The sequence below is a fragment of the Streptomyces sp. NRRL F-5630 genome, assembly GCF_000719475.1.
In the GTDB taxonomy this organism is placed as follows: Bacteria; Actinomycetota; Actinomycetes; order Streptomycetales; family Streptomycetaceae; genus Streptomyces.
The window spans coordinates 20073-45170 of sequence record NZ_JOGO01000003.1 but is presented as its reverse complement, the minus strand read 5'-3'; the positions used below and the strand labels follow the sequence as shown (position 1 = coordinate 45170).

The 25098-nt window shown below is 74.8% G+C and carries 24 protein-coding genes; 13 read left to right on the top strand and 11 right to left on the bottom strand.

The genetic code is table 11. The features are described 5' to 3' along the window. The first annotated feature begins 111 nt into the window (after positions 1–111). Positions 112–918: a site-2 protease family protein gene (locus tag IF99_RS0101525; protein ID WP_030994434.1), complete on the top strand. Its 807-nt coding sequence runs from the start codon at positions 112–114 to the stop codon at positions 916–918. Between the two features lie 35 nt (positions 919–953). Here IF99_RS0101525 and IF99_RS0101520 read toward each other — a convergent pair whose 3' ends face one another. Then, positions 954–1145, bottom strand: a complete 192-nt coding sequence (locus tag IF99_RS0101520) for a hypothetical protein (protein ID WP_030994433.1) — start codon at positions 1143–1145, stop codon at positions 954–956. Between the two features lie 178 nt (positions 1146–1323). Next, positions 1324–2031 (bottom strand): NADPH-dependent F420 reductase, encoded by a 708-nt coding sequence (gene npdG / locus IF99_RS0101515; protein WP_030994432.1) that lies wholly within the window; start codon positions 2029–2031, stop codon positions 1324–1326. An 85-nt stretch (positions 2032–2116) separates the two neighbouring features. On the opposite strand from npdG, the gene IF99_RS0101510 reads away from it, so the two are divergent. Beyond that, on the top strand, positions 2117–3445 hold the full coding sequence (locus IF99_RS0101510; RefSeq protein WP_037826302.1) for an MFS transporter: 1329 nt from the start codon (positions 2117–2119) through the stop codon (positions 3443–3445). Positions 3446–3533: 88 nt separating this feature from the next. Here IF99_RS0101510 and IF99_RS0101505 read toward each other — a convergent pair whose 3' ends face one another. Next, a complete protein-coding gene (locus tag IF99_RS0101505; RefSeq protein WP_030994430.1) occupies positions 3534–3767 on the bottom strand; it encodes a hypothetical protein in 234 nt (77 codons plus the stop codon). 181 nt (positions 3768–3948) lie between these two features. Here IF99_RS0101505 and map point away from each other — a divergent pair, with 181 nt between their 5' ends. Together map and IF99_RS0101495 are read left to right on the top strand one after the other, a co-directional pair. After that, a complete protein-coding gene (gene map, locus IF99_RS0101500; RefSeq protein WP_030994429.1) occupies positions 3949–4806 on the top strand; it encodes a type I methionyl aminopeptidase in 858 nt (285 codons plus the stop codon). A gap of 143 nt (positions 4807–4949) precedes the next feature. Then, entirely contained in the window at positions 4950–5654 is a 705-nt protein-coding gene (locus tag IF99_RS0101495; protein WP_267882229.1) for a heme oxygenase (biliverdin-producing), read from the top strand. A 222-nt stretch (positions 5655–5876) separates the two neighbouring features. Here the strand turns inward: IF99_RS0101495 and IF99_RS0101490 are convergent, their stop codons facing one another. From IF99_RS0101490 to IF99_RS0101475, 4 genes are all read right to left on the bottom strand, one after another. Continuing rightward, the gene (locus IF99_RS0101490; protein ID WP_030994427.1) at positions 5877–6236 is read right to left on the bottom strand and encodes an SH3 domain-containing protein; all 360 of its coding nucleotides are present in this window, start codon (positions 6234–6236) and stop codon (positions 5877–5879) included. 291 nt (positions 6237–6527) lie between these two features. Next, positions 6528–7199: a PhzF family phenazine biosynthesis protein gene (locus IF99_RS0101485; RefSeq protein WP_030994426.1), complete on the bottom strand. Its 672-nt coding sequence runs from the start codon at positions 7197–7199 to the stop codon at positions 6528–6530. Positions 7200–7456: 257 nt separating this feature from the next. Further along, positions 7457–9043, bottom strand: a complete 1587-nt coding sequence (locus IF99_RS0101480; protein WP_030994425.1) for an HtaA domain-containing protein — start codon at positions 9041–9043, stop codon at positions 7457–7459. 111 nt (positions 9044–9154) lie between these two features. Then, a complete protein-coding gene (locus tag IF99_RS0101475; RefSeq protein WP_030994424.1) occupies positions 9155–10612 on the bottom strand; it encodes an HtaA domain-containing protein in 1458 nt (485 codons plus the stop codon). A 195-nt stretch (positions 10613–10807) separates the two neighbouring features. Here IF99_RS0101475 and IF99_RS0101470 point away from each other — a divergent pair, with 195 nt between their 5' ends. The 7 genes from IF99_RS0101470 (at position 10808) to IF99_RS0101440 (ending at position 18292) form a co-directional block, all read left to right on the top strand. Further along, the gene (locus IF99_RS0101470; RefSeq protein WP_030994423.1) at positions 10808–11911 is read left to right on the top strand and encodes a heme/hemin ABC transporter substrate-binding protein; all 1104 of its coding nucleotides are present in this window, start codon (positions 10808–10810) and stop codon (positions 11909–11911) included. Then, complete coding sequence (locus tag IF99_RS0101465) at positions 11908–13026, top strand: FecCD family ABC transporter permease (protein WP_030994422.1); 1119 nt, start codon at positions 11908–11910, stop codon at positions 13024–13026. The genes IF99_RS0101470 and IF99_RS0101465 overlap by 4 nt, the downstream gene beginning before the upstream one ends. Beyond that, on the top strand, positions 13023–13862 hold the full coding sequence (locus IF99_RS0101460) for a heme ABC transporter ATP-binding protein (protein WP_030994421.1): 840 nt from the start codon (positions 13023–13025) through the stop codon (positions 13860–13862). The genes IF99_RS0101465 and IF99_RS0101460 overlap by 4 nt, the downstream gene beginning before the upstream one ends. A gap of 187 nt (positions 13863–14049) precedes the next feature. Then, positions 14050–15195 carry an iron uptake system protein EfeO gene (gene efeO, locus IF99_RS0101455; protein WP_030994420.1) on the top strand — a complete coding sequence of 382 codons (1146 nt, stop codon included), beginning with the start codon at positions 14050–14052 and terminating at the stop codon, positions 15193–15195. Then, a complete protein-coding gene (gene efeB, locus IF99_RS0101450) occupies positions 15192–16439 on the top strand; it encodes an iron uptake transporter deferrochelatase/peroxidase subunit (protein ID WP_030994419.1) in 1248 nt (415 codons plus the stop codon). The genes efeO and efeB overlap by 4 nt, the downstream gene beginning before the upstream one ends. A 10-nt stretch (positions 16440–16449) precedes the next feature. Next, positions 16450–17340 carry an iron uptake transporter permease EfeU gene (efeU, locus tag IF99_RS0101445; protein WP_030994418.1) on the top strand — a complete coding sequence of 297 codons (891 nt, stop codon included), beginning with the start codon at positions 16450–16452 and terminating at the stop codon, positions 17338–17340. After that, positions 17297–18292: a hypothetical protein gene (locus IF99_RS0101440; RefSeq protein WP_037826299.1), complete on the top strand. Its 996-nt coding sequence runs from the start codon at positions 17297–17299 to the stop codon at positions 18290–18292. The genes efeU and IF99_RS0101440 overlap by 44 nt, the downstream gene beginning before the upstream one ends. 97 nt (positions 18293–18389) lie before the next feature. On the opposite strand, the gene IF99_RS0101435 is transcribed toward IF99_RS0101440, so the two are convergent. Continuing rightward, positions 18390–19109 carry a bifunctional DNA primase/polymerase gene (locus tag IF99_RS0101435; protein WP_030994416.1) on the bottom strand — a complete coding sequence of 240 codons (720 nt, stop codon included), beginning with the start codon at positions 19107–19109 and terminating at the stop codon, positions 18390–18392. 229 nt (positions 19110–19338) lie between these two features. Between IF99_RS0101435 and ddaH the strand changes: the two genes are divergently transcribed. After that, positions 19339–20271 carry a dimethylargininase gene (ddaH, locus tag IF99_RS31930; RefSeq protein ID WP_078654945.1) on the top strand — a complete coding sequence of 311 codons (933 nt, stop codon included), beginning with the start codon at positions 19339–19341 and terminating at the stop codon, positions 20269–20271. On the opposite strand, the gene IF99_RS0101420 is transcribed toward ddaH, so the two are convergent. The 3 genes from IF99_RS0101420 to IF99_RS0101410 all read right to left on the bottom strand — a co-directional run bounded on the left by IF99_RS0101420 (position 20175) and on the right by IF99_RS0101410 (position 23944). Then, positions 20175–21224 (bottom strand): small ribosomal subunit Rsm22 family protein, encoded by a 1050-nt coding sequence (locus IF99_RS0101420; RefSeq protein ID WP_030994414.1) that lies wholly within the window; start codon positions 21222–21224, stop codon positions 20175–20177. The genes ddaH and IF99_RS0101420 overlap by 97 nt on opposite strands. A 24-nt stretch (positions 21225–21248) precedes the next feature. Then, positions 21249–22388: a serine hydrolase domain-containing protein gene (locus IF99_RS0101415; RefSeq protein WP_234340548.1), complete on the bottom strand. Its 1140-nt coding sequence runs from the start codon at positions 22386–22388 to the stop codon at positions 21249–21251. Positions 22389–22465: 77 nt separating this feature from the next. Further along, the gene (locus IF99_RS0101410) at positions 22466–23944 is read right to left on the bottom strand and encodes a multidrug effflux MFS transporter (protein WP_030994412.1); all 1479 of its coding nucleotides are present in this window, start codon (positions 23942–23944) and stop codon (positions 22466–22468) included. Between the two features lie 126 nt (positions 23945–24070). Between IF99_RS0101410 and IF99_RS0101405 the strand changes: the two genes are divergently transcribed. Next, positions 24071–25069, top strand: coding sequence for a Gfo/Idh/MocA family protein (locus IF99_RS0101405; protein WP_030994411.1), 999 nt, complete (start codon positions 24071–24073; stop codon positions 25067–25069). Positions 25070–25098 lie beyond the last annotated feature (29 nt).

Here is a 25098-nt window from a genome sequence, read left to right as displayed (position 1 = left end):
ACCCCGAACTCCCGGACCCCCAGCCCGATCCCCGAACTCACGGGCCCCAGCCCGGACCCCGGCTCCCCGGCCCGACCCCGGGGAGTGATCCCCAGCTTTGGAGCAGCCCTCATGGCCACCCCGTACGCGCGACCGAACCGTTCGGACCGGCGGATCAGTCCCGTCTTCCTGGGCATCGTGGCGGTGGCCGCCGTCTCCGGCTGGGCGGTGTGGACCGGGTACGCGGACGCGACGGCCTTCGCGGTCTTCCTCTTCGTCACGGCGATGTGGGTCGTCTCGCTGTGCCTGCACGAGTACGCGCACGCCCGGACCGCGCTGCACAGCGGGGACCTGAGCGTGGCGGCGAAGGGCTACCTGACGCTCAACCCGGCGAAGTACACGCACGCGCTGCTGAGCGTCGTGCTGCCCGTGGTCTTCGTGATCCTCGGCGGCATCGGCCTGCCGGGCGGCGCGGTGTACATCGAGCGGGGCGCGATCAGGGGCCGCTGGCGGCACAGCCTGATCTCGGCGGCGGGGCCGCTCACGAACGTGCTCTTCGCCGTCGTGTGCACGGCCCCGTTCTGGCTGCACGCGCTCGACGGGGTGCCGCGGTCCTTCCGGTTCGCGCTGGGCTTCCTCGCGCTGCTCCAGGTGACGGCGGCGATCCTGAACTTCGTGCCGGTGCCGGGCCTCGACGGGTACGGGGTGATCGAGCCGTGGCTCTCGCGCAGCGTGCGCCGGCAGGTGGAGCCGTTCGCGCCGTTCGGCCTGATCGCCGTCTTCGCGCTGCTGTGGGTGCCGGAGGTGAACGTGGCCTTCTTCGACGCGATCAACGGCCTGCTGCGGGCGCTCGGGGTGCCGGAGTTCGACACGTACTGCGGCCGGGACCTGTTCCGGTTCTGGACGGAGCGGAACGCGATCTGCGCGCTCGGCGCGTGAGGTCGTGGGGCCCGGCCAGGGGACGCCGTACGGGCTCAGCCGGTGACGGGCGTCGCTGCCCGGCGCTCGGCCTTGGCGCGGCGCACGTAGTACCAGCACATGTTCGACGAGACCCCGGCGAGCAGCACCCACACGATCCCCAGCCAGCTTCCCTGCGAGAAGGAGACCACGGCGGCGGCGACGGCGAGGACGCAGACGACGAGGGCGTAGAGCGCGAGGCGGGGCATGGGGGTGGCTCCTTGTCGTGGACGGGCGGGCCTGCTGCCCGACCAGTGTCCCCCATGCCCCGAGTGCCCCGCTCCGGGGGGCTTGCCGTGCGCCCGGCGCGCCGCCGGGGCGGTGGCGAGGCGTCGCCGGAGCGGGTGGCCGCGCGCCGCCGGGGCGGCGGCGGAGCCCGGGCGTCGCTCAGACGTCGGTGACGCGCAGCCCCGCGTGGGCCTTGTAGCGGCGGTTGACGGAGATGAGGTTGGCGACGAGCGACTCGACCTGGTGCGCGTTGCGCAGCCGCCCGGCGAAGACGCCGCGCATACCGGTGATGCGCTGGGCGAGGGCCTGGACGAGATCGGTGTCGGCGCGGGCCTCCCCGAGCACGAGGACGTCGGTGTCGATGCTCTCGACGTCCGGGTCCTGGAGGAGCACGGCGGACAGGTGGTGGAAGGCCGCCGTCACGCGCGAGTCGGGGAGGAGGGACGCGGCCTGCTCGGCGGCGCTGCCCTCCTCGGGCGTGAGGGCGTAGGCGCCCTTCTTGTCGAAGCCGAGCGGATTGACGCAGTCGACGACGACCTTGCCCGCGAGCTCCTCGCGCAGCGAGGCGAGGAGCGCCTTGTGCCCCTCCCAGGGGACGGCGACGATGACGATGTCGCTGCGGCGCGCGCACTCCGCGTTGTCCGCGCCCTCGACACCGTGCCCCAGCTCGGCGGCGGCACCGGCGGCCCGTTCGGCGGCCCGCGAACCGATGATCACCTTCTGGCCCGCGAGCGCGAGCCGGTAGGCGAGACCGCGCCCCTGGTCCCCCGTGCCGCCGAGCACGCCGACGACGAGCCCGGAGACGTCGGGCAGCTCCCAGGGGTCCTTGCGGGGCGGCTTCTGCGCGTGATCGTCCGTGGTAGTCATGACGGCAGCCTACTGGCAGGTAGGGCTCCGGTCCGCGCGGAAAATCACTGGCACACGCCCATTCCGTCCCTCATAGTCGTCCGCCGTGACCTTCCTCTCCCGGGTGCTGCCCGATCCGACGCCCTGGCGGACGCTGCCGGACTTCCGGCGCCTGTGGGTGCAGGGCGTCATCACCTCGCTCGGCAGCTTCATGGCCGTGGTCGCGCTGCCGCTCCAGATCAAGGAGCTGACGGGTTCGCCGTTCGCGGTGGGCGCGATGGGGCTCGTGGAGCTCGTGCCGCTCGTGGTGTGCGGGCTGTACGGCGGGGCGCTCGCGGACGTGGCGGACCGGCGCCGGATCATCCTGCTCACGGAGGCGGGGCTCGGGCTCCTCGCCGCCGTGCTGCTCGTCAACGCGCTGCTGCCGCACCCGCTGTTGTGGCCGCTGTACGTCGTGGCGGCCGGGGTGTCGGGGTTGAGCGGCCTTCAGCGCCCGGCGCTGGACGCGCTCATCGCCCGTATCGTCCCGCACGAGCAGGTCCCGGCCGCCGCCGCGCTCAACTCGCTGCGCTGGCAGCTCGGCGCGATCGCTGGTCCCTCCCTCGCGGGGCTCGTCGCCGCCTCGGCGGGCACGGCGACCGCGTACGCGCTCACGGCGACGGGCTTCGCGGTCTCGGTGGTGCTGTGCCGCCGCCTGTCGCCCGCGCCCGCGCGGGGCACGGAGGGGCGGCCCTCGCTGCGCGGGATCGCGGAGGGCGCCGCGTACGCCTGGTCGCGGCCCGTCCTTCTCGGGACGTACGCGGTGGACCTCGCCGCGATGTTCTTCGCCGTGCCCGACGCGCTGTTCCCCTTCCTCGCCGAGGACCTCGGGGCGCCCTGGGCGCTCGGGCTCATGTACGCGGCGATCTCGGTGGGTTCGCTGCTGCTCGGGCTCACGAGCGGGTGGGTCGCGCGGGTGCGCAGACACGGGTTGCTCGTGGTGGGCGGCGCGGCGGCGTGGGGGCTCGCGATCGCGGCGGCGGGGTGGAGCACGAACGTGTGGCTGCTCCTGTTCTTCCTCGTGCTCGCCGGAGCGGGGGACATGGTGAGCGGGCTCGGCCGTTCGACGATCTGGAACCAGACGATCCCGGACGGCCTGCGGGGCCGGCTCGCGGGGATCGAGGTGCTCTCCTTCAGCACGGGGCCGCAGCTCGGCCAGTTGCGCGGCGGCACGGTCGCGGGCTGGACGGGCACGCGGACGGCCCTGTGGTCGGGCGGGGTGGCGTGCGTGGCGGCGGTCGGGCTGCTCGCGGCCGTACTGCCCCGGATGGTGCGCTACGACGCGGACACGGACCCCGACGCGGTACGCCGCCGCGCGGAGAAGCAGGCCGGGACGGGAGCCGGGCAGCCGCTCCCCGTGCCGCCGCAGGTCCCGGCCGCCGGGGACCCGGCCTGAGCCCACGCGCCCGGGGCCGTCGTGGCGGCGGGCTCGTCGTCCGCCCGCCGCGGGGCCCTCCCCCGCCGCCCCGTGCCCGGCGCTCCCGTCACTCCCCTTCGGGGCGTCCCCCGTCGCTCCACCGCTCGTCGTTCTCCCAGGCGCGGTTGCGTTCCGCCGCGCGTTCCATCGCGTGCTCGGCCTCCACCCGGGTGGCGTACGGACCCATGCGGTTCTTGGAGGGGCACTGGGGGCCCTCCTCGACCTTGCCGTGGTCCAGGCAGTAGTACCACTCGCCCGGTTTGCCGCTGCCCTGCTTGTCGCTCCTGCCGAAGAGAGCCATGCGCTCCGTCCTTCCGCGGTCCGGCCGGGTGCTGCCCCGGGCTCCGGTCCCATCGTGCCCGAGATCGGGCCGCTCAGTCGGCCCGCGCCCGGACCGCTCCGCCGGACCGGGAACCCCCCTCGCGCGGCCCCGCTCCGTACGCGCCCCCGCTCCCGGCGGCCTGCCGCCATAGACTCACCCCATGTCTGGCCAGTCATTTGTCGTAAGCGGAAAGATCTCTCCCCCGCGCGGTGTCCCGAAGGACATCCCGCGTCCCGAGTACGTCGGGAAGCCCGCGCCCACCCCCTACACCGGTCCCGAGGTGCAGGACGCGGAGACGATCGAGAGGATGCGGGTCGCGGGGCGGATCGCGCGGCGGGCGATGGACGAGGCGGCGAAGCACATCGCGCCCGGTGTCACGACCGACGAACTCGACCGCGTCGCGCACGCGTACATGGTCGAGCACGGCGCCTACCCCTCGACCCTCGGCTACCGCGGTTTCCCGAAGTCGCTGTGCACCTCCGTCAACGAGGTCATCTGCCACGGCATCCCCGACTCGACCGTGCTGCGCGACGGCGACATCGTGAACCTCGACGTCACCGCCTTCAAGGACGGCGTGCACGGCGACAACAACGCGACCTACCTCGTCGGCGACGTGGACGAGGAGTCGCGCCTGCTCGTCGAGCGGACCCGTGCGGCGCTGGACCGGGCCATCAAGGCCGTCCGCCCCGGTCGGCAGATCAACGTCATCGGGCGCGTCATCGAGTCGTACGCCAAGCGGTTCGGCTACGGCGTCGTGCGGGACTTCACCGGGCACGGCATCAACACGTCCTTCCACTCCGGCCTGATCGTGCCGCACTACGACAGCCCGCACGCCACGACCGTCATGCGCGAGGGCATGACCTTCACGATCGAGCCCATGCTCACGCTCGGCACCTACGACTACGAGCAGTGGGACGACGGCTGGACCGTCGTGACCAAGGACCGCAAGCGCACCGCCCAGTTCGAGGAGACGCTCGTCGTGACGGCGACGGGGGCGGAGATCCTCACGAGGCCCTGAGCCGGGGGGCGGTGGCGGCGTCCGCCGCGCGGAGTTTTGCCGACAGGCCGTCGGGAACCCATTGACTTAGGTATACCTAAGTTAGATGATCGTGTCCGGTTCCCGCACGCTTCGGCGCTTCCTTCACGCCCTGGAGGTCCTCCTTGGACACCTCGACGGACGTCTCCCCCGGCTTCCCCCGCGACGCCGGGCCCGCTGAGACCCCCTTCTCGACCGTCATCCGCACCGCCTCGCACGCCCAGCACACCGAGGCCGAGAGCGCGGCCTTCATGAGCGACCTGCTCGGCGGGCGGCTCGGCGTGGACGCCTTCGCGCGCTACACCGAGCAGCTCTGGTTCGTCTACCGGGCCCTGGAGGAGCGCTCCGCCGCGCTCGCGAGCGATCCCGTCGCCGGGCCGTTCATCGACCCGGGTCTCGCCCGGCTCCCCGAGCTGGAGCGGGATCTGGCGCACCTGCGCGGGCCCGGCTGGCGCGCGGGGCTCGCCCCGCTGCCCGCCACCGAGGAGTACGCGGCGCGCGTCGCCGAGTGCGCGGCGGGCTGGCCGGGCGGGTACGTGGCGCACCACTACACGCGCTACCTCGGGGACCTCTCGGGCGGGCAGATCATCCGCGACAAGGCGGAGCGGACGTGGGGGTTCGCGCGCAAGGGCGACGGGGTCCGCTTCTACGTCTTCGGGACGGTGCCGAACCCGGCGGCCTTCAAGCGCGGTTACCGCGAGCGGCTCGACGCGCTGCCGCTCGACGCGGCGGAGAAGGAGCGGGTCGTCCAGGAGTGCCGGCGCGCCTTCGCGCTCAACACGGGCGTCTTCCGCGCGCTCGGCGAGGAGTTCCCGCTCGCCGCCGCGTAGGGCCACGGGAGACGCGCGCGGGCGGACGGGGCGTGCGGGCGGACGGGGCGTGCGGCGGCCCGTAGCAGCCCTCGCGGGGCCCGTCAGCGCGTCCGGACGGCCCGTCGGCACACTGCGGGCCCGTCAGCGCGTACGGCGGCCCGTGGAACGAAAAACGGCGGCCCGGCACCCCCGCCCGGAGGAGGGAGTGCCGGGCCGCCGCGGTTCAGCCCTGTGCGGGTGTCACGCGTCGCAGCGCTTCACGTACGACAGGTTCTTGACGTAGCGGGCCGTGACCCAGCCCTTCGAGCCCGTGCGGTACCAGACTCGGTTGCCGTCGACGGACTGGCCGTCGATGATCTTGCAGCGCAGCTCGATGATCTGGCCCGGCCTGACCGTGCGCAGGACGCTCGAGTGGGTGGTCGGCTTCTCACGGACGTTCAGGTCGATCCTGGAGACGACCTTGCCCTTGGCGTACGCGGCCGCGGCCTCCTGGGAGGCCGTCTGGGTGCCGGTGCGGTCGTTCGCGAGCGCCGGGGTCGCGAGGACGGTACCGGTCAGCAGGACGCCCACGAGAGCGGCGGCCGTGCGGGTTGCGCGCATTGAGTTCCTCCGTGCCGTTGCCCGGGCGGGTCCCGGGCCGCGACCGGGGCGTCGGCACCCCGGTCTCGTCCCTTGATCGCATGTGATATGGGCCGGGGGCGAGAGCGGCGCGGCCGCTTCACCCGGGTGGCGGCGAGCGCGTCGGGAGTGCGGCGCCCGTTCGGGGCGCGCCCCCCCCCGCAACGGTCCGCCGAAGTTTTGCCCGCGCCCGGTCGCGTCCTCAACGGCCCTTTACCCGCACCCCCACGCCGGGCATCCCGCACGCACCGCCCCGCCTCTCCCCCGCCGCTCTCACCGGGGCTCCCCGGCGAACCGCACCCGGCCGCCCAGCTCCACCAGCCCATCGGGGCCCGGGGCCGTGAGGAGCTGGGAGCCCCTGCCCTGGCGGATGTTGAGCGCGCGTCCGAGGTGGGCCGTGAGGGCGATCGCCGCCGAGCCCGTCGCCTCGTCCTCGTCGACGCCGTCCCCACGCCCGGGGAAGCCCCTGGCCCGTACCCGTCCCGCGGCCTCGTCCTCCCAGGCCCACGCGTACTGCCAGCCGGCGCCCGGCGCGGGGACGGACAGGGCGTCGACCTCCTCGGGACTTCTGTAGCGGACGGGGACGCGCTCGGCCGCCCAGGCGGCGCGGGCGGTGATCCACGTGAACTCGCCGTCCGAGCGGGCCTCGACGAGCCCGGCGGGCGGGGCGAGTTCGGGCAGGTCGAGGAGCCAGGCGCAGCCGACGAGCGGATGCCCGGCGAAGGGCAGCGCGGTGCCGGGGGTGCGGATGTCGAGCACGCCGCGCTCGGGGTCGTCGACGAAGACGGTCTCGCTGCACCCGAGCCGCGCGGCGAGCCGCCCGCGCTCCGCGTCGCCGGGTACGCGCGTGCCGTCGCGCACGACGCCGAGGGCGTTGCCGTGCCTCCCCTCGGCGTCGCAGAAGACCCGCAGGACGTCGAGGCCGGGGGTGCCTGAGGTGCTCATGCCCGCATTGAACCGCATACGGGCGCGCGGGTTGAACCGCGTACGGGCGCGCGGGTGGGCGGTGCGGAGGCGGCACGCGAAGGGGCCGCGCCCCGCGCGCGCGGCCGCAGACGCGCGGCCGTGCGCGGAGGGCGCGGCCCGGGTGCCGGTGAGTGGCCGCTCACCGGCACCCGGGCGAGGGCGCGGGGACGGGGGGCGGCGGTCCTGTGGCGACAGCGCGCCGCCCCGTCGCACCGGCCCTCAGGCCGGGCGTGCGCTCACGCCTGCTCGGTGACGCGGCGGCGGCGCGCAGCGTAGAGCGCGCCCGCGCCCGCCGCGACGACGGCCGCGGCGCCGCCGAGGAGCGGTGCCGTGGGCAGGCCCGCGCCCGTCGAGGCGAGGGACCCGGTGGCGCCGCTCGTGCCGAAGCCCGAGCCGGTCGCGCCGGAGCCCGTCCCGCCCGGTCCGGTGCCGGAGCCCGTGTCACCGCCGGTCCCCGCACCACCGGCCTGGAAGTCGGCGTCGTCGCTCAGGGCGAGGCTGACGGTGACCGGGTCGAGGGCGTCGCCGGCCTTGTACATCGAACCAGTCGTGTCGTTGGCGAAGGCGGCGGCGCCCGCCGCCGTGAAGGTCGCGGGGACCTGGCTGAGCGTCACGACGTCGTTCTTCACGGCGTAGGAGGCCGAGGAGAGGTCGAGCTTCGCGAAGCCGACGTCGTCCTTGGTGCCCTGCGGGGTCGTGACGTCGAGCGTCAGGGTGCCCTTCGTGCCGCTCGTGACGACTTTGACGTCGCTGAATTCCATGTCGATGCCGTGCGCCTTGTACGTGAAGCGCACCGCGCCGCCGAAGGCCGCGTCCGTCTTCTCCGCCTCGGGGTCGACGGTGCCGGAGGCGTACGGGAAGGTGAAGACCTCGCCGCTCTTCTTCGCCCCGCCCGAGACCTCGCTGCCGCCACCGGTCGCGATGTACTTGCGCCACGACTCCTTGAGGCCCCAGGTCAGGGCGCCCTTGACGACGCCGTGGGAGGCGGCCGGGGTCCCGCTGTGTGCGTCGCTCGGCTTGTCACTCGGCCTGCCGCCGGGCTCGCCGCTCGGCTCGCCCGTCGGTTCGCCGCCGGGCCTGCCGGTCGGTGCGCCGCTCGGCTCGTCCGTCGGCGTACCGCTGGGCCCGTCCGTCGGAGCGCCGCTGGGCTCGTGCGTCGGGTCCGTCGTCGGCTCGGCGGTGTCCGCGGTCACGGTGAGGGTCGCGGCGTCGAGCGCGGCACCGGCCTGGTAGAAGCCCTGGAACGCCTTCGCGCCGTCGGCGGTGAGCGTGGCGGGGATGTCCTCGAAGACCATCGCGCCGCCCGCCCCCGTGCCCGGGCGGATGCCGTCGAGGCTCAGGTCGGCGATGACGACGTCCTGATCGGTCGTCGGCTTGCCGTCCTTGACCGTCGTGACGTCGGCGGAGATGCCGCCGCCCGTCGTCGTCGTCGTGACCTGGAGGTCGCTCAGCTTGATGTCGAGCACGCCTTCGTGGCCCTCGAAGCGCACGCTGCCGTGGAAGGCGGTGTGCGTGCCGTGGCTGCCGGTGTCGTACGTGCCCGTGCCGCCCGTGAAGGTGAACGGGCCGTTGTCGTCCGCCTGCGTGGCGCCGTCGCCGGGGGTGATCTCGCCCTTCGCGACGGGCGAGAGGAGGTACTTGCGGAAGGACTCCTTGACGCCCCAGTCGAGCGTGCCGTCCTTGAGTGCGAGGGTGGGCGCCCCGGCGGCCCGGGGGGCCGCTGAGGCGGTGGGCAGGGTGAGCGCGCCGGTGCCGAGCGCCGCGGCGGTGGCGACGGCCGCCGCCAGGACGGTGGTGGCCCTGCGGCGTCTGGTGACTGCCATGGTGACTTGCTGCTCCTCGGGTGGACCGTCCCCTGCTGCGGGGGCGGTGGCGGGTGGTGGGGACGGGGGCTGGTCGAGTGCGGCGGCCTGCCGCGTGGGGGCGACGTGCCGTCAGGTGCCGGGGGGCGTGCCCCTGTCGGCGTCTCCGGCGGCCGTGCGCGCCCTGCGCGCGCGGGTGAGCCCGTAGGCCGTGCCCGCCGCGGCGATCAGGACCACGGCTCCCGCGCCGAGCGCGAGCGGCACGGCCGGGGAGCCGTCGTCGGACGCGGCGGTTGTCGCGGAGCCCGCCGCCGGGGCAGGGGTGGTCTCAGTGGCCTTCCTCGGGGCGGCGGAGGCGTCGCTGCCGATGTCGGGCAGGGCGGGGAGTTGCGCGGTGTCGTCGAGGGCGACGGCGAGCGAGACGGGGTCCATCGCGGTGCCCGCCTTGTAGACGCCGCCGAAGACCCCGGCGCCCTCGGCGGTGAGTGTCGCGGGGGCCTCGGTGAGCAGCACGAGGCCGTCGTCCTTCTTCAGCTTCTCGGCGTCGAAGGTGACGAGGGTGCGGGTCCGGGCCTTCGCGCCGTCCCGCGCCACCTTCGCGCTGAGGGTGCCCCTGCCCTCGCGCACCTTCACGTGCGGCGCGGCGAGGCGCAGGTCGAGGCCGTGGGCGCCGGTGAAGCGGAGCGTGCCGGTGAAGTCCGCGTCGAGACGGCCGTTCTCCGCCTCGTACGTACCGGAGCCGCGCGGGAAGCGGTAGAGCGCGCCGCCGTCCTGGGCGCCGTTCCCGAGGGTCCACTCGCCCTCGGCGACCGGGCCCGTCACGTACTCGCGCCACGTGCGGCGCACGCCCCAGTCGAGCGCCGCGTCCTCGATGCGCCCGGCCTTCGCGGGGCTCGCGGTCTTCTTCGCCGGGCTCTTCGACGGGCCCGGACTCTTCGACGGCGCCTGGGTCGTGGCGGCGGCGAGGACATCGACGGAGAGGGTGACGGGGTCGAGCGCCGTACCGGCCGTGTAGTAGCCGGCGAAGGCGCTCGCGCCCTGCGCGGTGAGCGTCGCGGGCACGTCGGCGAGGCCGATCGGGGTGCCACCGCCCTTGGTGCTGATCCCGCCGAGGTCGAGGCGGGCGAGGGGGACTTGGGCGCGGTCGCTCCACCGCCCGCTGCCCTTCGCCTTGCCGCGCAGGTCGGCGTAGAGGGTGCCCGAGCCGTTCGCGATGCGGACGGTGGGGCGGCTGAGGGTGAGGTCGAGTGCGTACGAGGCGCCCTCCTTGTGCCCGACGAAGCGCACCGCGCCCGCGAAGCTGGTACGCAGCGCGCCGCTGTCCGGGTCGTACGTGCCGCTCGCCGAGGGGAACCGGAACTGGCTGCCCCCGACGGTGCCGACGCCGCCGCTCAGGCTCCAACTGCCTTGCGCGATGGGCCCGGTGACGTAGCTCTGGAACGAGGACTTGATTCCCCAGTCGAGCCGGCCGCCGCTCACCGTGCGCTCGGCCGCCCGCGCCCGGCCGAGCGGGAGCAGGGCGAGAGCGAGGGCGAGCAGCAGGGCGAGGGCGGCCCAACGGGCCGAACGGCTGCGCGATGCGTGCGTCATGGACACCTTCGGGGAGGGGCGCACGGCACCCCGAGGGGCGTGCGGCGGTACAGGAGAGGGCCACGGAAAGGACGGGTCGCCCCGGCAAAGCCCTGGCTAATAAGGTAAGGCTAACCTAATATACGACCTGCGGTCCCGGGAACCCCGGTTCCCGCACAAGCCCGCACGAACCCACCACGACAGGATGGTTGACCGGTGCGCACACCACTGAGGCCGTCGTCCCCGGCCGCGAGACGGTCCCCGGTGACAGCCCGCTTCCGGCTCGGCGCGGCACTGCTCGCCGCACTCGTCCTCGCGGCCTGCGGCACGGGCGGCGGCTCCGGCGGCACGGGGGACGGGGCCACCCCCCAACGGTCGGCGAGCGCCGCCGCGCACCGCGATCGCGTCGAGCCGCTTCCCGGCGAGCCCTCGCCGGAACTCCCCGCGCGGGTCAAGTCGGCCGACGGGCACACCGTCACCGTGCGGGACGTCTCGCGGATCGTGCCCCTCACCGGGAGCCTCAGCGAACTCGTCTTCAGCCTCGGACTCGGTGACCGCGTCGTGGCGAAGGACGTCACGGCGACCTTCGCGCAGGCGAGGAAACTGCCCCTCGTGACGCGCGCGCACGACGTCTCGGCCGAGAACGTCCTCTCGCTGCACCCGAGCCTCGTCCTCGCCGAGTCCACGACCGGGCCCGCCGAGGCGATCGAGCAGATCCGCGAGGCGGGCGTCCCGCTCGTGATCCTCGATCCCGCGAAGAGCCTCGACGACGTGGCCCCGCGCATCCACGCCGTCGCACGGACCCTCGGTGTCCCCGGCGCGGGCGACGCGCTCGCCCGGCGCACCGAGCACCGCCTCGCCGCGGCGCGCGAGAAGATCCCCGCGCACGCCGACCACCCCCGCGTCGCCTTCCTCTACCTGCGCGGCACGGCCTCCGTGTATCTCCTCGGCGGTGCCGAGTCCGGGGCGAGTTCGCTCCTGGAGGCGGCGGGCGCGGTGGACGCGGGCAAGGAGTCCGGGCTGCGCAAGGACTTCACCGCGATCACGAGCGAGGCCCTCGCGAAGGCGGCGCCCGACGCGATCCTCGTCATGCGCAAGGGACTCGACTCGGTCGGCGGCGTCGACGGGCTCCTGAAGATCCCCGGTGTCGCAGAGACCCCCGCCGGACTCGACCGCCGCGTCGTCTCGGTCGACGACGGCGTCCTCCTGAACTACGGCCCGCGCACGGACGAGGTCCTGGCGACGCTCGTGGACCAGCTGTACGGCACGTCAGGCACGGACCGTCAGGGCGGCACGCCCGGCAAGGGCGGCAAGGGATGACGGCCTCGGAGGCGGTGCGGGCCGGGGAAGCGCCAGGTCAGGAGGGGGCGCGGCCCTCGCGGGCCGCCGTTCCCTCCCCCGGGGCGCCCCGCCCCGTCGCCCGCGTCCTCACCCCCGCCCTCGTCCTCGCCCTCGTCGCCCTCTGCCTCGTCTCCGCGAGCGTCGGCGCCTACCACGTCCCGCTCGGCGACCTCCTCGCCTCGCTCGCGCACAGGGCGGGCGTCGGCGGGCACGCGCTGGACCGCGTCGGCGAGAGCGTGCTGTGGAACGTGCGGCTCCCGAGGGTCGTGCTCGCGCTGCTCGTCGGGGCCTCGCTGGGCTGCGCGGGGGCGCTCACGCAGGGGGTGTTCGGCAACCCGCTCGCGGAACCGGGCGTCATCGGGATCTCGTCGGGGGCCGCCGTCGGCGCGGTCGGCTCGATCGCGCTGGGCATCGACGTCCTGGGCACCTGGACGGTCTCGGTCTTCGCGTTCGTCGCGGGCCTCGCGACGGTGCTGCTCGTCTACGCGCTCTCGCGCGCGGGCGGGCGGACCGAGGTGGTGACGCTGATCCTCACGGGGATCGCCGTCAACGCCTTCGCGGGCGCGCTCATCGGCCTCTTCGTCTTCTTCGCGGACAACGCGCAGGTCTCGCAGATCACCTTCTGGCAGCTCGGTTCCCTCGCGCAGGCGACATGGCCGAAGGTCCTCGCCGTCCTGCCGTGCGCCCTCGCCGGGCTCGTGGTGGCGCCGCTGTACGCGCGCAAGCTGGACCTGCTCGCGCTCGGTGAACGCCCGGCGCGGCACCTGGGCGTGGATGTCGAGCGCTTGCGGCTCGTCCTCGTGCTCGTCGTGGCGCTGCTGACCGCCGCCGCCGTCGCGGTCTCGGGGGTCATCGCGTTCGTGGGACTGCTCGTGCCGCACCTGCTGCGCATGGCGGCGGGTCCCGGACACCGCTTCCTCGTCCCGGCGAGCGCGCTCGGCGGGGGGCTCGTCCTCGTGGGCGCGGACCTCGCGGCCCGTACCGTCGCGGCCCCGGCGGAGTTGCCGCTCGGGGTGCTGACGGCGCTCTTCGGCAGCCCGTTCTTCTTCTGGCTGCTGCGCAGGACCCGTCGCGGGCAGGGAGGCTGGGCATGAGGTGGCACGGAGCGGGCGGGCGCGCGCGGCGGTCACCGGAGCGGCCCGCGGCGGGCGAGACGGTGGCGCGGGCGGCGGGGGTGGGGCTGGGGCTCGGGGGGCGGCCGGTGCTCAGTGGCGTCGAACTGACCGTACGGGCCGGGGAGGTGCTCGCGCTCGTCGGGCCGAACGGGGCGGGCAAGTCGACGCTCCTGGCGGTGCTGGCCGTCGACGCGCGGCCGGAGGCGGGCGCGGTGGAGATCCTGGGGCGGCCCGCCGGGCAGTGGAGCGCCGCGGAACTCGCTGTGCGCCGCGCGGTGTTGCCGCAGGCGGCGACGCTGTCGTTCCCCTTCACCGCGGCGGAGGTGGTCCGGATGGGCCGCGCCCCGTGGGCGGGCACGGAGCACGAGGAGCAGGACGGGGCGGCGGTGCGCGAGGCGATGGCGACGACGGAGACGACCGCCTTCGCGGCGCGCCCCTTCTCGGCGCTCTCGGGCGGTGAGCGCGCTCGCGTCGCGCTCGCCCGCGTCCTCGCCCAGCGCGCCCCGCTCGTGCTGCTCGACGAGCCGACGGCCGCGCTCGACCTGCGCCACCAGGAGCTCGTCCTGCGCGTGTGCCGCGAGCGCGCGGCGGCAGGGGACGCGGTCGTCGTCGTGCTCCACGACCTCGGCCTCGCCGCCGCGTACGCGCACCGCGTCGCGATCCTCCACGAGGGCCGTGTCACGGCGGACGGGCCCCCCGCCGACGTCCTCTCGGCGGACCTCCTGACCGAGGTCTACCGGCAGCCGGTCGAGGTCATCCCGCACCCGGCGACCGGCGGCCCCTTGGTGCTCCCGGTCCGGGCCCCCCTCAAGTGACCGCCTCATAGCTGCACTTGACCACACCTTGACCCTTTCATGACTGTTCCTCACGGATGAGAGGCAGATCACGAGAAGCCGGTGTTCCGGTGAGGTAAGGCTCCGCTAAATTAGGGTCGCCTCACCGGCACTCCCCTCCCCCGGCGGCCCTTCCCCGGCCGTCGCCTCGTGCTCCTGGAGCCCTCCCATGCGTCCCCTGCGCCATCCCGTACTCGCCGTGCTCACCGGCGCCCTGGCCCTCGGTGGGCTCACCGCCTGCACCGAGAAGAGCGACGCGAAAGCGGGCGAGGACGGGACCATCGGCGTCACCGCGGCGGACACGGCCTGCGACACGACCGCGAAGACCGCGAAGGCGGGGAAGGTCACGCTCGCCATCGCCAACAAGGGCAAGCGCGCGACCGAGGTCGAGATCGTGATGCCGGACGGCCGGATCGTCTCCGAGAAGGAGAACATCGGACCCGGCGTCACCTACACGCTCACCGCCGAGGTCAAGGCGGGCGACTACGAGATCGCCTGCCGTCCCGGCATGGTCGGCCACGGCGTGCGGCAGAAGCTCACCGTCTCGGGCGGGGACGCCGCCGCGCGCGACCCGCGCCTCGACGCGGCGGTCTCCGCCTACCGCGACTACGCGCAGGACCAGGCCGACCAGACGCTGCCGAAGGTCAAGGTCTTCACCGACGCGATCCGCGCGGGCGACCTCGCCGCGGCGAAGAAGGCTTACGCGCCCTCGCGCATCGGCTGGGAGCGCACCGAGCCCGTCGCGGAGTCCTTCGGGGACATCGACCCGAAGACGGACACGCGCGCGGACGGCCTGGAGAAGGGCCAGAAGTGGACCGGCTGGCACCGCCTGGAGAAGGCGCTCTTCGCGGACGGCAGGATCGGCGCCGAGGAGAAGAGCCTCGCGACCCGGCTCGACACGGACCTCAAGGACTGGCAGCGGCGCGTGGGCCGCGCCGTCATCACGCCGACCTCGATGGCCAACGGCGCGAAGGACCTCCTCGACGAGGTCGCGACCGGCAAGGTGACCGGCGAGGAGGAGCGCTACTCGCACACCGACCTCGTGGACTTCAAGGCGAACGTCGAGGGCGCCGAGAAGGCGTACACGCTCCTCAAGCCCGTCGCGAAGGCCCACGACGCCGCGCTCGTGAGGCGGCTGGACGCGCGCTTCGCCGCCCTCGACAAGCAGCTCGACGCCTACCGGCCGAGCGCCGGCTCCTACGCCTTCACCTCCTACGACAAGGTGAAGGAAGCCCAGCGCAAGAAGCTCTCGGACGGCGTGAACGCGCTCGCCGAGCCGCTCTCGAAGCTCGCAGCGGCGGTCGTGGGCAAGTGAGCACGGACGAGCGGGAAACGCACGGCGGCCCCTCCCGACGCCACCTGCTCGGCTGGGGCGGGGCCGGGCTCGTCCTCGGCGCGGGCGCCGCCACCGGCACCGCGCTCGCGCTCGACGGCGCGGACCCGGCCGCGCCGTCCGCCGCCGTGCCCTTCCACGGCGCCCACCAGGCCGGGATCGCCACGCCCGTCCAGGACCGGCTGCACTTCGCCGCCTTCGATGTCACGACGACCGAACGCGCCGAACTCGTCGCCCTGCTGAAGGAGTGGACGAAGGCCGCCGCGCGGATGACCGCCGGTCACACCGTCGGCGAAGGGGCGTTCGGCGCGGACGAGGCGCCCCCGGACGACACCGGCGAGGCGTACGGGCTCTCCCCCGCCCGCCTCACGCTCACCTTCGGCGTCGGGCCCTCGCTCTTCACGCGCTTCGGGCTCGAAGGCCGACGTCCCGACGCGCTCGAAGAGTTGCCCGCCTTCCCCGGCGACCACCTCGACACGGCGCGCGGTGGCGGCGACCTGTGCGTCCAGGCGTGCGCCGACGACCCGCAGGTGGCCGTGCACGCGATCCGCAACCTCGCGCGCATCGGCTTCGGGACCGTCGCGATCCGCTGGTCCCAGCTCGGCTTCGGCAAGACCTCGTCGACGACCCCGGGCGCGGAGACCCCACGCAATCTCTTCGGGTTCAAGGACGGCACGAACAACATCGCGGGCGACGAGACCGCCGCGCTCGACCGGCACGTGTGGGTCCCGGAGAAGGACGGGCCCGCGTGGCTCGTCGGCGGCTCGTACCTCGTCGCGCGGCGCATCCGCATGAACATCGAGGTGTGGGACCGGACGTCGCTGCGCGAGCAGGAGGACGTCTTCGGGCGGACGAAGCGGACCGGCGCGCCGGCCGGGAAGCTCGCCGAGCACGACCCGGTGGCCCCGCGCGCGATGCTGCCCACCGCGCACGTCCGGCTCGCCCGGCCCGCCGCGCACGGCGGGCACCGCATCCTGCGGCGCGGCTACTCCTTCACGGACGGCACGGACGGGCTCGGGCGCCTGGACGCGGGCCTCTTCTTCCTCGCGTACCAGCGCGACCCGCGGACCGGGTTCATCCCCGTGCAGCGCGCGCTCGCCCGCCACGACGCGCTCAACGAGTACATCCAGCACGTCGGTTCGGCGCTCTTCGCGATCCCGCCCGGGGTGCGCGACGCCCACGACTGGTGGGGACGCGCGCTCTTCACCGCCCCGGCCAAGGACTGAGAGGCCCCGCATGTTCGCCAACTACCTCATCGGGCTGCGCGAGGGCCTCGAAGCGAGCCTCGTCGTCTGCATCCTCGTCGCCTACCTCGTCAAGACGGGGCGGCGCGAGGCGCTGCGCCCCGTGTGGACCGGGATCGTCGTCGCGGTCCTGCTCGCGCTCGGCTTCGGCTGCGCCCTCACCTACGGCTCGCGCGAGCTGACCTTCGAGGCGCAGGAGGCGCTCGGCGGCTCGCTCTCGATCATCGCCGTGGGGCTCGTGACGTGGATGGTCTTCTGGATGCGGCGCACAGCGAGGCACCTGCGCAGCGAGCTCCAGGGCAAGCTGGACAAGGCGCTCGTCATGGGCACGGGGGCGCTCGTCCTGACCGCCTTCCTCGCGGTCGGCCGCGAGGGCCTGGAGACGGCGCTGTTCGTCTGGGCCTCCGTGCAGGCGTCGAGCGACGGCACGCACGCGCCGCTCATCGGCGTCGTCCTCGGGCTGCTGACCGCCGTCGTCCTCGGCTGGCTCTTCTACAAGGGCGCGGTCCGCATCAACCTCGCGAAGTTCTTCCTGTGGACGGGCGGCATGCTCGTCGTCGTCGCGGCCGGTGTCCTCGCCTACGGCTTCCACGACCTCCAGGAGGCCGGCTGGCTCGGCGGCCTCACCGACCTCGCCTTCGACATCGGCTCCACGATCCCGCCCGAGTCCTGGTACGGCACGCTCCTGAAGGGCGTCCTCAACTTCCAGCCCGACCCGACCGTCCTCCAGGTCACGGTGTGGACGCTGTACCTGGTACCGGCGCTCGGGCTCTTCCTCGCCCCGGTAGGGTTCGGGCGCAGCAGGGGCAAGCGCGGCGGGGAGAGGGTGGCGGGAGCCGATGAGGGCAGCGCGGAGGACGCGGGGACTTCCGCGGCGGGGTGAGCGGAGCCGGTACGGGGCACGGGGCGGGCTGCTCGCGCTCGCGCTCGCGCTGACCGCCACGGGCTGTGTCACCGTGCACGGCGAGACGGCGCTCGTCCCGGCCGCGACGCGCGGCGAGGCGGCGACCGCGCTGAAGCGGTTCCGCGGCGCGTACAACGAGGCGGCCCGCGACCTCGACCCGGCGAAGGACGCCGCCGTGCTCGCCGGGCCCTTCGGCGCCATCACGCAGCAGAGCCTGCGCTCGCGGAAGGCCGCGAACCCGGCGGGCGGCGCCAAGGCGAGCCCGCTGGAGGTCTCCGACGTGCGCTACCTGATACCCCGCCAGCGCGGCTGGCCGCGCTGGTTCGTCGCGGACACCGACACCAACCGCGACGTGGACGACGACCCGGCGCGCGACACCCGCTGGCTCTTCCTCTTCACCCGCTCGGCGCCGGAGGCGGACTGGCGGGCCACCTACCTCGCGATCCTCTCGCCCGGCGCGATACCGAAGTTCCGTACGGACGGGGACGGGTACGTCGTCCCGGCGACGCCGGGGGCGCTGAGCCGCGCGTACACGACCTACCTCCACGACGGCAAGGGCGAGCGCTTCGCGCCCGGGCGGCACACGACGGGGTGGCGCGAGCAGCGCGCGAAGACCGCCGAGCGCCCCGGCTGGACGATCCAGTGGGCCGACGAGCCCGCCGACACGGGCGCCTTCCGGCCGTACGCGCTGCGCACCGCCGACGGCGGCAGCCTCGCCTTCTTCGCGAGCCGCCACTACGAACGCCGCACGGGCGCCCAGAACGTCGCCGTCGTCCCGCCGCTCGCGGCGAAGCCGCTCCTGAAGGGCCGCGTGGACCGCTCGTACACGCTGGAGTACACGTCCAACGAGACGGTGAAGGTGCCCCCGTCGGGCGGACCCGCCGTCTTCCTCAACCGGCTCCAGGGACTGACGGGAGCGGAGGGGAGCTGAGGCGGGGGCGGGGGCTGCGACGGCGGGCGGTGCGGGGCGTCCGGCGGGGAGGTCGCGCCGGGGCCCGCCTCACCAGCCGCGCCGGCTCACCCCTCCCTCACCTCTCCTGTTCCTCTCCCGGCGTTCCCGCCGCCACCGCCTCCGCGTCGGTGAAGGCCGCGAGCAGCGGCAGCGGGTCCACGAGGGGGTGCTCCGGGCCCCGCAGCCACGTGACGCCGAGCCCTTCGCCCGGCAGGCGCGCGGGCGGCACGAGGACATAGCTGCCGCGACAGTGCCAGCGCAGGCCCGGGTGCTCGTCGACCGACTCGGGGTGCGAGTCCAGCTCACAGGGCCAGTACTCGTCCTCGTCCTCGGGCGTTCCCCGGGTCGTCGTGAAGAAGAACATCCGGCCGTCGTCGCTCACCGCGACGGGGCCGATCTCCGTGCCGTCCCCGTTCTCGGCGAGGCGCGCGAGGACGCGCTCGCCGGTGTCGAAGGGCACGTCGAGCACGTCGTGGACCATGCCGGTCGCCGTGACGAAGTTCGCCTCGGGCTCGGCCGCCGCCCACCGCTCGATCTGCGCGCGGTCGTGCGTGGACTGGGTCTGCCAGGCGAAGGAGACGGGGTGCCTGCCGGGCGTGGGGCAGCCGACGCGCGCGCAGGAGCAGCGGTGGCCGACCGGGTGGGCGGCGGGGGCGAGCGGCAGTCCGGCCTGGGCGACGGCGAGCAGCAGCGCGGTGCGGTCCTGTGCGGGGGGTTCACCGCCGGGGGGCTGTCCGGTGGCACGCCGCCACCACTGCGTGAGCCTGCCCGGCCGCCGGTCGTGCGCTGCGCCCATCTCACCTCTCACTTCGTCCCGGTGATCCGTCCATGGTGCCACTTGTACGGGGCGATCACGGACGGGGCCCGTTCCCGGGGGCCTCGGCGACGTTCACCCGTTCGGCGCGCAGACCGGCGCCCGGCGTCTGCCGCACGATGGCCGTGCCGTGCCGGATGGCGCGGCGGCGGGCCGCCCGGCCGCGCGCGGGCCCGCGTGATCTCCGTACCCCGCGTACGAGGAGGTTGCCGTGATCCGTACCGCGAGCGCCCGCGAGGCGAGCCCGCGCCACTACCTGATGTGCCCTCCGGAGCACTTCGAGGTCCGCTACGCGATCAACCCGTGGATGGACCCGGGCACGCCCGTGGACCGGGCGCGTGCGCTCGCGCAGTGGGAGGGGCTCGTGGCCCGCTACCGGGCGCTCGGGCACACCGTGGACGTGCTCGACCCGGAGCCGGGGCTGCCGGACATGGTGTACGCGGCGAACGGGGCGACCGTGGTCGGCGGGCGCGTGTTCGGGGCGCGCTTCGCCTTCGCGGAACGGGAGCCGGAGGCGGCGGCGCACCGGGCGTGGTTCACGGCGCGGGGCTGGGCGGACGTCGGCGTTCCCGTGCAGGTCAACGAGGGCGAGGGGGACTTCGCCGTGACGGGCCGGTGGCTCCTGGCGGGGCACGGCTTCCGCTCCTCGCCGCTCGCGCTGGGGGAGGCGCAGGAGTTCTTCGGCCGCCCGGCGATCGGTCTGGAGCTGGTCGATCCGCGCTTCTACCACCTGGACACGGCGTTCGCCGTCCTCGACGCGGAGCGCGAGGAGGTCGTGTACTTCCCCGGCGCGTTCTCGCCGGGCAGCCGGGCGGTCCTCACCGCCCTCTTCCCCGGCGCGCTCCTCGCGAGCGAGGCGGACGCGCTGGCCCTGGGCCTCAACGCGGTCTCGGACGGACGGCACGTGGTGCTCCCGCGCGAGGCGCGGGGCCTCTTCGGCCCGTTGCGCGAGCGGGGCTTCGACCCGGTGGGGGTGGAGCTGGACGAGCTGGTGAAGGGGGGCGGGAGCGTGAAGTGCTGTACGCAGGAGCTGCGGCCCGCGCCGGTTCAGCCGGCCGTGCCCCCGCCCGCTTCCCCGGCCCGTTCGGCGTCCCCGGCCGGGGGCCACGCGTCGCCCCAGTCGATGTCGCGCGCGGCCCGGTAGAGGGGTCCCTGGCGCTTCGTGACGGTCTCGCGGCGCAGGGTCTCGCCGGGTGCGCAGAGGTCCAGGAGGACCTGGCCCTTGCGGATCTGGGGGCGGCGCAGGATGCGGGTGGGGACCCGCTCGGGCGTGGCGCGCGTGGCCGCCACGTAGGCGAACTTCTCGTCCTCGTACGGCAGTGAGCCGCCCTTGACCTGCCGGTGCAGCGAGGAGCGCGCGACACGGGCCGAGAAGTGGCACCAGTCGCGGCCGGGCTCGATGGGGCAGCGTCCGTCGTGCGGGCAGGGGGCGGCGACGTGCAGCCCGGCGGCGAGGAGGCGGTCGCGCGCCGCGAGGACGCGGGCGTAGCCCTCGGGGGTGCCCGGCTCGGTGACGACGACGGCCGCCCCGGGGTCCTCGCCGATCGCCGCGAGAGCGGTGTCGACGACGGCCGCGCGGTCGTTTTCGGTCAGTTCGCCCAGGACGTACGAGATCGTGACGAGGGGTGCGGCGGGGGCCGTGCCCGTGCCGACGCGGCCCTGCGTCCAGCGGGCGCCGCGCACGGCGGGCCAGGGCGCGGCGGCGGCGAGTTCGGCGCCGAGGTCGAGCGCGGGGCGCGCCCAGTCGACGACGGTGACGGGCCGTGCCCCCTCCCACGTCGCGCCCGCCGCCCACACAGCGGCCCCGGTGCCGCCGCCGAGGTCGAGGTGCCCGGCCGGGGTCCAGCCGGGCCGGGCGGCGGCGAGCGCGCCGAGCGCGGCCCGCGTCGCCTCGAAGGTCGCGGGCATCCGGTACGCGGCGTAGGCGGCGACGTCGGAGCGGTCGCGCAGCACGGGCGCCCCGGTGGGGGTACGGCCCCGGTAGTGCCCGATGAGCCGGTCCACGGACTGTGCGGCGGCACGGGCCGGGAGCCCGTCGAGGAGGGAACCGAGCGCGACGCGCAGTACCTCGGAGGGGGCCTGGTGCGGGTGGGTCACCCCGGGATTGTTCACCCCGGGATTCTAGGGCGTGCCCGGAAAGTCCTGGGCGGTCCCTGCGGTGTCCGGTGCGGGCTCCCGGTGCGGCGGCTCCGGATCCTCGTACGGCAGCGCGCGGCCCGTGTCGCGGACAGCCCGCTTGAGGCGGGTCGCGGCGCGGGCGCGGGGGGTGCTGTCGGGGGTGCGGCGGCGGGGGTGGACGGTCGTGGCGAGGAGCACGAGGAAGGTGTCGGTGGCCCGGTCCACGACGAGCGAGGTGCCCGTGAAGCCGGTGTGCCCCGCGCACAGCGGGCCCGCGAGTCCGCCCATGTACCAGGGCTTGTCGACCTCGAAGGCGAGTCCTTCGTCGAGCATGAGGGCGGTGTACTCGGGGGCGAGGACGCGTGCCGTGCCGTAGGCGCCTCCGCCGAGCAGGGCGCGGCACAGGACGGCGAGGTCGCGTCCCGTGCCGAAGAGCCCGGCGTGCCCCGCGACGCCGCCGAGCGCCCAGGCGTTCTCGTCGTGGACGAGGCCCCGGACCATGCCCCGGTCCGCCTTGGCCCACGGGCGGCGCTCGTCCTCGGTCGCCGCGGCGGCGGGGCACGGGCCGAAGCCGGTGGAGGTCATGCCGAGGGGGCGGGTGATGCCCTCGGCCACGAGCCGGTCGAGGCGTTGCCCGGTGAGGCGTTCGAGGAGGTGCTGGAGCAGGAGCGGGTTGAGGTCGGAGTAGCGGCGCGTGCCGGGCTCGGCGACGGGTTCCTCGGTGGCGAGGGCCCGGTAGCGGGCGGCGTCGTCGGGGAGCGCGTACAGCGGGAGTTCGGCGCGCAGCCCGGTGGTGTGGGTGAGCAGGGCGCGGACCGTGAAGCCGTGCGCGGCGGCGGCCGGGTGGTCGGTGAGGATCTCGGCGACGGGGGTGCCGAGGGCGAGGGTGCCGCGCTCGACCTGCTGGAGCGTGGCGATCGCGGTGAAGAGCTTGGTGAGCGAGGCGAGGTCGAAGGGGGTGTCCAGGCGCGCGGGGACGCGTTCCTCCGGGGGGAGTTCCACGCCCGCGCCGCGCTCGGGGTCCCAGGCGCGGTAGCGCACGGCCCACCCCGCCGCCGATTCGGCGGCGAGGTGGGGGCCGCGCCCCGCGAGGACGACGGCCCCCGCGCACCAGGGCTCGGGGCCCTCGGTGAGGGCCCGCACCTCCTCGGTGAGCAGGGCGATCTCGCGGGGGTCGAGTCCGGCGCGCTCGGGGCTCGCGCGGCGCAGGCGGGCGGCGTTCAGCCTTCGTCAGCCCCTTCGCGGCACGGGGCCCCCGCCGCCTGGGTGGCGGGCGCGGGCAGCGCGGTCGTGGTGACGTCGTGCCGCGCCGCCGTCAGCGTCGCCTTCGTCCCCGTGCCGGGGCGGCACAGGAAGACGTAGGCGGCGCCCGCGACGAGGACGCTCACGAGCTGGACGAGTGCCATCGGCACGGCGGTGTCCTCGCCCGCGATGCCGACGAGCGGCGAGGCGATGGCGCCGATGAGGAAGGACGAGGTGCCGATGAGCGCGGACGCGGACCCGGCGGCGTGCGGAGCGCGCTGGAGGCCGAGGGTCTGCGCGTTGGGCAGCACGAGGCTCATCGAGGACATGAGCACGAAGAGCGCGACCGCGAGCGGCACGAGCCCGACGCGGCCGAACACCCCGCTCGTCATGACCAGGAGGGCGATCGCCGCCGCCGTGATGAGCGAGAGGCCGACGGCGGTGGCGCGTTCGAGGCTCACGCGGCCCACGAGGAGCCGCCCGTTGACCTGGCCCATGATGATGAGCCCGACCGAGTTGACGCCGAAGAGCAGGCTGAAGACCTGGGGGCTCGCCCCGTAGATCTCCTGCACGACGAACGGCGAGGCGCTCACGTACGCGAAGAGCGCCGCGAACGTGAAGCCGCCGACGAGGACGTGGCCGGTGAAGACGCGGTCGGCGAGCAGTCCGCGCATCGTGGCGAGCGCGTCGCGCGTGCCGCCCGTGTGGCGGTCCGCCGGTGGCAGCGTCTCGGGGAGGCGTCGCACGACGAGGAGGGTGAGCAGGACGCCGACGACGGTGAGGACGAGGAAGATGCCGCGCCAGTCGGTGAAGCGCAGGATCTGCCCGCCGATGAGCGGGGCGACGATCGGCGCGACCCCGGAGATGAGCATGAGCGTCGAGAAGAACCGGGCCATCGCGAGCCCGTCGTACAGGTCGCGGACGACGGCGCGCGCGATGACGATCCCGGCGGCCCCGGCGAGGCCCTGGATCAGCCGGAAGACGATGAGCAGCGCGGTGCCGGGGGCGAGCGCGCACGCGGCGGTCGCGAGGATGTAGATCACGAGGCCGACGAGCAGCGGGCGGCGGCGCCCGAAGCGGTCGCTGAGCGGGCCCACGACGAGCTGACCGAGCGCCATGCCGGTGAGGCAGGCGGTGAGCGTGAGCTGCACGGTCGCGGCGGGGCTGCCGAGCGCGTCGGTGACCTTCGGCAGCGCCGGGAGGTACATGTCCATCGACAGCGGCGGCACGGCGGTGAGGCCGCCGAGCACGAGCGTGGTGAGCAGCGAGGTGCGGCGGGCGGACGCGGATATGGCGGGGTCCGCCTGGTCCGTGCCTTCGGCGGCCTCGGGGGCTCTGGCCGGGGGGACGGTCGCGGAGGCCGGGACGGGAGGGGGAGTGGGTGCGGAGGGGGGGTTGGTGCCGGGGACGGGTGATTCGTCTGCGGGCTGTCGCGTGCCGGGGGCGCGCTCCACCATGTGTGCCTCTCTTGAGCGGGAACAGGTTTCCTATGCTCTCAGCTCGGACGGACCGCTGCGGACCGTTTTCCGCCACGCCGGGCCGTTCCGGGTCCCGGCGGGCGGTGCGAGAGAGATGGGGACGGCATGGGCGAGGGGATCACGGGGCGCCCCGTGCGCTGGGGAGTGCTCGCGACGGGGGCGATCGCGGCTTCGTTCGCGGCGGACCTCGTGACGGTGCCGGGCGCCGAGCTGGTCGCGGTCGGTTCGCGTACGGAGGAGGCGGCGCGCGCCTTCGCCGAGCGCTTCGCCGTCCCGCGCGCGCACGGCTCCTGGGCGGCGCTCGCGGCGGACGAGGACATCGACGTCGTGTACGTGGCGACGCCGCACACCGCGCACCTGGAGGCGGCCCGGCTGTGCCTGGAGGCGGGCAAGGGGGTGCTGTGCGAGAAGCCGATGACGCTGGACGCGCGGCAGGCGGCGGGACTCGTGGAACTGGCCCGCGCGCGGGACGTCTTCCTCATGGAGGCGATGTGGACGTACGTCAATCCGCTCGTACGCCGTCTGAAGCTGCTCGTCGAGGAGGGGGCGATCGGTGAACTCTCCGCCGTCGAGGCGGACTTCTCCGTCGACGGGCCCTTCCCCGCCGGCCACCGCATGGTGGACCCGGCGCAGGGCGGCGGCGCGCTCCTCGACCTCGGCGTCTACCCGGTCGCCTTCGCGCAGCTGCTGCTCGGTGAGCCGGAGGGCGTGGCGGCGAGCGCGAAGCTCTCCGAGGAGGGCGTGGACCTCCAGACCGGGATGCTCCTGGACTGGGCGAACGGCGCGCACGCCCTTCTGCGTTGCGGGCTCCTGGGGGCGGGACCGACGCGGGCGGCGGTCGTCGGCTCCGAGGGGCGTATCGAGGTCGCGGGGAACTTCTTCGCGCCCGGGGAGTTCGTCCTGCGCCGCCGGGGCGCCGAGCCCGTCACGTACACGGCGCGCGAGGAGGGCGGCGGCGAGGGCTACGTGCCGGAGGCGGTCGAGGTGACGCGCTGTCTGCGCGAGGGGCTGACGGAGTCGCCGCTCGTACCGCTGGAGGGGACCCTCGCGGTACTGCGGACGCTGGACAGGGTGCGGGAGGCGACGGGGGTCCGGTACGAGTGACCCGTGGCCGGGGGCGGCCCGACGTGGTG

Excerpts from the sequence above, each read along its gene's own strand:
- IF99_RS0101505 (WP_030994430.1), bottom strand. The coding sequence starts at position 3,767 with ATGGCTCTCTTCGGCAGGAGCGACAAGCAGGGCAGCGGCAAACCGGGC.
- IF99_RS0101440 (WP_037826299.1), top strand. The coding sequence starts at position 17,297 with ATGAGGGCAGCGCGGAGGACGCGGGGACTTCCGCGGCGGGGTGAGCGG.
- IF99_RS0101520 (WP_030994433.1), bottom strand. The coding sequence starts at position 1,145 with ATGCCCCGCCTCGCGCTCTACGCCCTCGTCGTCTGCGTCCTCGCCGTC.
- efeU (WP_030994418.1), top strand. The coding sequence starts at position 16,450 with ATGTTCGCCAACTACCTCATCGGGCTGCGCGAGGGCCTCGAAGCGAGC.
- IF99_RS0101525 (WP_030994434.1), top strand. The coding sequence starts at position 112 with ATGGCCACCCCGTACGCGCGACCGAACCGTTCGGACCGGCGGATCAGT.
- IF99_RS0101460 (WP_030994421.1), top strand. The coding sequence starts at position 13,023 with ATGAGGTGGCACGGAGCGGGCGGGCGCGCGCGGCGGTCACCGGAGCGG.
- IF99_RS0101410 (WP_030994412.1), bottom strand. The coding sequence starts at position 23,944 with ATGGTGGAGCGCGCCCCCGGCACGCGACAGCCCGCAGACGAATCACCC.
- npdG (WP_030994432.1), bottom strand. The coding sequence starts at position 2,031 with ATGACTACCACGGACGATCACGCGCAGAAGCCGCCCCGCAAGGACCCC.
- IF99_RS0101490 (WP_030994427.1), bottom strand. The coding sequence starts at position 6,236 with ATGCGCGCAACCCGCACGGCCGCCGCTCTCGTGGGCGTCCTGCTGACC.
- IF99_RS0101475 (WP_030994424.1), bottom strand. The coding sequence starts at position 10,612 with ATGACGCACGCATCGCGCAGCCGTTCGGCCCGTTGGGCCGCCCTCGCC.
- IF99_RS0101465 (WP_030994422.1), top strand. The coding sequence starts at position 11,908 with ATGACGGCCTCGGAGGCGGTGCGGGCCGGGGAAGCGCCAGGTCAGGAG.
- IF99_RS0101480 (WP_030994425.1), bottom strand. The coding sequence starts at position 9,043 with ATGGCAGTCACCAGACGCCGCAGGGCCACCACCGTCCTGGCGGCGGCC.
- IF99_RS0101405 (WP_030994411.1), top strand. The coding sequence starts at position 24,071 with ATGGGCGAGGGGATCACGGGGCGCCCCGTGCGCTGGGGAGTGCTCGCG.
- IF99_RS0101435 (WP_030994416.1), bottom strand. The coding sequence starts at position 19,109 with ATGGGCGCAGCGCACGACCGGCGGCCGGGCAGGCTCACGCAGTGGTGG.
- IF99_RS0101485 (WP_030994426.1), bottom strand. The coding sequence starts at position 7,199 with ATGAGCACCTCAGGCACCCCCGGCCTCGACGTCCTGCGGGTCTTCTGC.
- efeO (WP_030994420.1), top strand. The coding sequence starts at position 14,050 with ATGCGTCCCCTGCGCCATCCCGTACTCGCCGTGCTCACCGGCGCCCTG.
- map (WP_030994429.1), top strand. The coding sequence starts at position 3,949 with ATGTCTGGCCAGTCATTTGTCGTAAGCGGAAAGATCTCTCCCCCGCGC.